The organism is Paenibacillus sp. OT2-17 (assembly GCF_009827695.1).
Classification (GTDB): Bacteria; Bacillota; Bacilli; order Paenibacillales; family Paenibacillaceae; genus Paenibacillus; species Paenibacillus polymyxa_B.
Genome location: NZ_WUDQ01000235.1, coordinates 1 through 5,385, shown reverse-complemented (window position 1 = coordinate 5,385; position 5,385 = coordinate 1). Strand labels below are relative to the sequence as shown.

Genomic DNA, 5,385 nt, shown 5'->3' with positions numbered 1-5,385 from the left:
GTAGATAAGCAAGCCTGCAATTACGACAATGACAATCAGCCATTTTATGAGAGTTCTTACAACCTTCAATATGACTAACAATAGGACAAGCCCAATTAATATATACAGCCAGTTATCCTGAACGATCTGCCAATTATGTTCCAAAAACTCTGTCCAGACGCCCTTATCCATTTCGCTACACTCCCGTTTTCAACTACATCATTTAAACCACAAAATTGTCTCTGTAATTATACATGATTACGTGATGCCCTGTCAGCTTAGCTCTTTTACATACCTTGTTATTCAATTCTTGTCCATACAAAGTGGTCTATGTTCGTCCACTCCAGCGTACAACTTAGGAAGGGCCAATACGTGGTACAACATGAAAGTTTACATTAGGGAAGGGGGTCATCCCATGAAAACAGCCCTCTGGCTGTATCTCTTTTTATTCATTGCTTTTTTCGATCTGCATGCACAATATCCTATTTTGACACCATTCGCTATCTCCCTCGGTGCAGCACCTACTTTTATCGGCTGGATGATGGGGATTTACTCTCTAACTCACCTGCCTGGTAATTTGATGGCCGGTCCCAAGGTCGACAAACACGGCAGCCGCCGATATATTATGTTCAGCCTAACAGCCGCAGGCATTATTCTTATCATTCAATCGTACATCCACACACCGTGGGAATTACTTTTTCTTCGGGCGATTAGCGGTTTTGTGTTGGCCTTTTTATCTCCAGCCTGTCTGGCCATGTTGGCACAGCTATCCGATCATCCAGTTACGCAGGGCAAATATATGTCGGGACATGGTGTCGTTCACACATTGGCCTCTGTCCTGTCTCCAGCCGCCGGCGCATTTATCGTAGCCAGTTTCGGCTTTAGTGAGACGTTTAGTTCCCTTGGCATCATTCTCGTAGTCACGGGACTCATGGCTTATTTCACCTTGCCCAAAACAGCACCCGCTCCACAGGCCCAATTATCAGATGGTCATGCGACACCTGCTCCACTATCGGGGGTACAGAAGACGCGTTTACCATTCAATTGGCGCTACCTGCTCCTTCCTTTTGTTTTGGCGTGTGCACAAGGCATTTTATTTTACGAAATCCCATTACGAAATAACGGTTCTGCGTCCATGATGTCCACCGGATTGCTCTTTTCCATCATCAGTTTGGGAGCACTTTGTACGCTCAGCCTGCTGTTTCTGAACAAATATTCACCCATGGCGCGGCTACTTTGTGGCATTATTTTGATGTCTCTAAGTTTCTACGCACTCGCCACCACGCCCGAAGCGGCGATTGGCATCATACTTTTTATTTTGGGAACAGCCAAAGGCATCATTTTTCCAGCGCTGGCCTCTCTTTTCATACGAATTGGAGGTGCGCGACTGGGCAAAACCTTTGCACTACAGTCTATTGCAACATCTATCGGCTCCTTTGCCGGACCTGTACTGGCAGGTCAGCTACCCGATCACATTTCTCCTTTTTTTATCGCATTTCTGATTCTGATGGCTGGCCTGCTATTCGTTCCCGTTAAGCGCTTATCTCCGACGCCGCCACTGTCTGCCTCAGGACCTTATCATTCCTAGCTAGGTGAGGCAGTGGTCTGCTAATATGCTACCTTTAAAGCCCAAAATGCCGTTCTAGAGGGCGTATGCACAGTACACCATCCCCCTATCCACATAGAATATTTTGACTGAACATTCACTAACAAAGGGAGGTGCAGCCTGTGAGCCACTGTCATCCTTGCCCTATTGGAACTTCAACTGGCACCATTCTTGTTCTTTATATTTTGCTCGTCATCATTCTCCGTACTTGCTGGATTTAATGTCTGAATTGCCCTAACTTGTTGCCCCTTGTGCCCATGCCTGCCACTTCTGGCAGGCTGTTTTGTTATTTTTTGCATGAGAACCCTATTTGGAGCTACACTATACACATATTCTTCATTGCCCGGGGAATTTCGAGCATATGTATCAGACAAGGGGTGAGCTTAAATGGCGATAACCGTGATTGTTGAAGGGAAAAATGACCGCAGCAAACTTCGCCGATTACTTGACCCGGAGGTTCACATTTTATGCACCTTCGGTACACTCAACTCTATAAAACTGGAATCCCTCCACAAGCGGGCCAAGCACGACGAAATATATTTATTTATGGACAATGACAGCTCAGGGAAAAAAATAAGGGGTGTACTTGCAGACTCTTTTCCGGATGCCTACCATATGTATACCCGCAAAGGATACGCCGGCGTAGAAGGCACTCCAGACGAATATGTGATCGCTCAATTGGAAAAAGCAGGGTTGGAAGAATACATTATATACCCGCCACCTGTTCTTTAGTCTTTAAAATAACAAAAAGCTGTCCTCAGGCCGCTTTCAATGCCTGTTGGACAGCTATATGGTGCACTATAAAATGCCTCTAAAATGACATTAGAACTTATGAACCGTATCGACGATCATCAGCAAGAAACTGAGTGTCAGATGGTTAATGGAAAAGAAAAATACTTTCTTCGCCCAGGAATCCGTTTCTTCTTCCTTAATCGTAAAACCTTTAAAGGCATAGAATGCCCACAGCACGGACAGTAACACGGACACGATCATAAAAATCATACCGGCATATCCATAAGCATACATAAGGATGGGTACCGGAATCAGCAATACAATATAAGGAATCATCTGAATCTTCGTCCGATGGATACCTTTTACGACTGGCAACAACGGAAATCCTGCTGCGCGATATTCCTCAACTCTGCGAATAGCAAGTGCCCAAAAGTGAGGAGGCTGCCATAAGAACAGGAGAGCGAATAAGAGCCACGCGCCCATATCAATACGACCCGAAGCGGCCACATAACCAATCACCGGAGGCATTGCGCCAGAAATACCGCCGATGGATGTACTCCATGTAGATGAACGTTTTAACCAAAGTGTATAAATACCGACGTAGACGAACATACCAAGTAATCCCAGTAATCCTGCCGTTACACCAGAGAAGGAGAATAGAACAGCTAACCCAACAACGCCCAAAATAATAGCGTATGACAACACCGTTGTAGGGGTCAGACGCCCTGTTGGCAGTGAGCGATTACGTGTACGCTCCATTTTCAAATCCAGCTCACGGTCAAAATAGTTGTTAAAAACACAAGAAGACGCCATAACCAGCATTGTACCTAATAGTGTAAGAATTAGCTTTATATAGTCAACATCCCATTGCGACGCTAACCAAAAACCACCAAAGGCTGCAACCAGATTGGTACGAAGGATGCCTGGCTTGGTAACTGTAATAAAATCTTTCCAAGTGCCCGCTTTACCGGGTGGTTTAGATTTTACAGAATAGGTAGCCGCATCCGAAGAAGTCTTATAACTTATATTATCCATTGTGAGTAACTCCCCCTTAGAGATGTATGAATTCGGGAGTAAGTTGAACTCCGATATAAATTTTATCATATACCTACCCCAAAAAGTTTGACAGAAAACGCACAAAACGTTCACAATTCCGATGGCAAATCGCCCCTGCTGATCGTTTACAGTAAATTTGGGTAGTAATAAGTACAGGAAACAATACAAAAGGAGCGACAGATATGGATACAGCCACACACTTTGTCATGGGAATCGGATTGGCCGGGCTGGCCTACACTGATCCTGTCGTCGCCGGAGATCAAAAGTTGGCCGCAGTCATACTGCTCGCTACAGTCGTAGGGTCACAAGCTCCGGATTTTGACACTTTGCTTCGGTTGAAAAACAATGCAGCCTACATTCGCAATCACCGTGGACTGTCGCATTCAATTCCCTTCTGGTTGATATGGATCTTGTCCATAACAGGACTGATTTGCCTGATCTTCAGAGATGTGCCCCCAGGTCATGTAGCATTATGGGTAACGATTGCCGTCTGCCTGCATGTATTCACAGATTTATTTAATACGTACGGAACACAGGCATTCCGGCCGTTTACAAACAAGTGGATATCTTGGAATATCATCCATATTTTCGATCCCTTTATTTTTGGCACCCATGTTGCTGCGATTATGCTGTGGATCACCGGATTGACTCCACCCGCTCCCTTATTTATTACGCTGTACGTTATTATTGGCCTATATTACATTTGGCGAACCTGGAGTCATTTTATAACCAGAAAAGCGGTACGTAATATGGACAATGAGCGTCAGGAGGGCGACATCTATTATATCATTCCCACCGTATCATGGAACCGGTGGCATGTGGTAAAAGCTCATCAGAATGGAAGTTATGACATTGGCGGATTAAATGGCAAACACTTATTTTGGACGAAACATGCAATTCCATCCACACATCCTGCCGTAGAAGCCTCCAAATCCTATCGCGATGTGCAGGCATTTCGCTATTTTTCCTCCTTTGCCGTTGCCGAGGTGGAGGAACTGGAATGGGGCTACATTGTGCGATGGGGAGACGTGAGGTATCGACACCGGAGACAATATCCATTCGTGGCTGTGGTCGCGATGGATAAGCAGTTCGGACTGATCAACAGCTATATTGGATGGCTCAGTGACGAAAAGATGCAAAAACGCCTTTCCCTTCATACGAATTAAAACCTGCTTACAAGCTAACAACAAGCCGTATGAACAACAGACAGCAAGTTCCCCTTAATCTGGGAGCTTGCTTTTTTTGGTCATTCCCGCAAAAAACCAGATCTCATGAAAGCGCCCTCTTGACGAAGCGGACTTGCGTGATTCACAATGGTCATAAGCCATGCGTAAAAAAATCCGGAGCATGATCGCTCCGGATTTTCTTCATCACAGTTGCTCATAATACAGCTTCCAAGATGGAGTGTTTATGTGTATTACTGCAAACGGCTGCTGCCCGACAAGGATTGTTCTGCTTGTTGGACCAGCTTTTTCGTGATATATCCCCCAAGCGAACCTGTTTCGCGGGAAACAACATTACCGAAGTAACCGTCCTGTGGGATGGTGATGCCAAGTTCTTGAGCTGCCTCATATTTTAATTGTTGTAAAGCGGCGTTGGCCTGCGGTACTTGCAGGTTGTTTGAACGACGTCTGCTCATATTTGAATCTCCTTTCAGTTCTTTGTGAGTGAGGTTCATTGCAAGCTTGCAAGATTATTATGGCTCGCTTACAACTACTTATTCCTGAAATTCAACATTCGAACACTGGAGGTTTTTACCAATGAGTAAAGGTTTATCCCTATGGTTCGCCGTTTCATCCATTGTCCTGCTGACCGCAGCCGCTATATCCATCAGTTATTCCGCATGGCTTGCCATTCTACTGGGGCTATTATCTGTCGGCAATATCGGCTGGGGTTTCGTGGTCAAAGCTCGACAACGCCGCTCCTAATCCAATCTTATAAAAGGCCTAATCCGTTCGCCTCAATATGCTTTAGCGTAGACGTGGCAGAAAGCCCATGCGCTCTTTGACCGC

6 protein-coding genes are annotated in these 5,385 nt (G+C 45.4%); 4 read left to right on the top strand and 2 right to left on the bottom strand.

Annotation, left to right across the window (positions count from 1 at the left end; translation table 11 throughout):
• Window positions 1–394 precede the first annotated feature (394 nt).
• Together GRP75_RS18335 and GRP75_RS18330 are read left to right on the top strand one after the other, a co-directional pair.
• Entirely contained in the window at window positions 395–1,567 is a 1,173-nt protein-coding gene (locus tag GRP75_RS18335) for an MFS transporter (protein WP_023990196.1), read from the top strand.
• A gap of 405 nt (window positions 1,568–1,972) precedes the next feature.
• Entirely contained in the window at window positions 1,973–2,317 is a 345-nt protein-coding gene (locus GRP75_RS18330; protein WP_029518206.1) for a toprim domain-containing protein, read from the top strand.
• 90 nt (window positions 2,318–2,407) lie between these two features.
• Here the strand turns inward: GRP75_RS18330 and cyoE are convergent, their stop codons facing one another.
• Window positions 2,408–3,352: a heme o synthase gene (gene cyoE, locus GRP75_RS18325; protein ID WP_023990199.1), complete on the bottom strand. Its 945-nt coding sequence runs from the start codon at window positions 3,350–3,352 to the stop codon at window positions 2,408–2,410.
• A gap of 203 nt (window positions 3,353–3,555) precedes the next feature.
• Between cyoE and GRP75_RS18320 the strand changes: the two genes are divergently transcribed.
• On the top strand, window positions 3,556–4,539 hold the full coding sequence (locus GRP75_RS18320) for a metal-dependent hydrolase (protein WP_160789992.1): 984 nt from the start codon (window positions 3,556–3,558) through the stop codon (window positions 4,537–4,539).
• A 251-nt stretch (window positions 4,540–4,790) separates the two neighbouring features.
• Here GRP75_RS18320 and GRP75_RS18315 read toward each other — a convergent pair whose 3' ends face one another.
• The gene (locus GRP75_RS18315) at window positions 4,791–5,012 is read right to left on the bottom strand and encodes an alpha/beta-type small acid-soluble spore protein (RefSeq protein ID WP_013311857.1); all 222 of its coding nucleotides are present in this window, start codon (window positions 5,010–5,012) and stop codon (window positions 4,791–4,793) included.
• Window positions 5,013–5,133: 121 nt separating this feature from the next.
• On the opposite strand from GRP75_RS18315, the gene GRP75_RS29275 reads away from it, so the two are divergent.
• Complete coding sequence (locus tag GRP75_RS29275) at window positions 5,134–5,301, top strand: hypothetical protein (protein ID WP_007431986.1); 168 nt, start codon at window positions 5,134–5,136, stop codon at window positions 5,299–5,301.
• Window positions 5,302–5,385 lie beyond the last annotated feature (84 nt).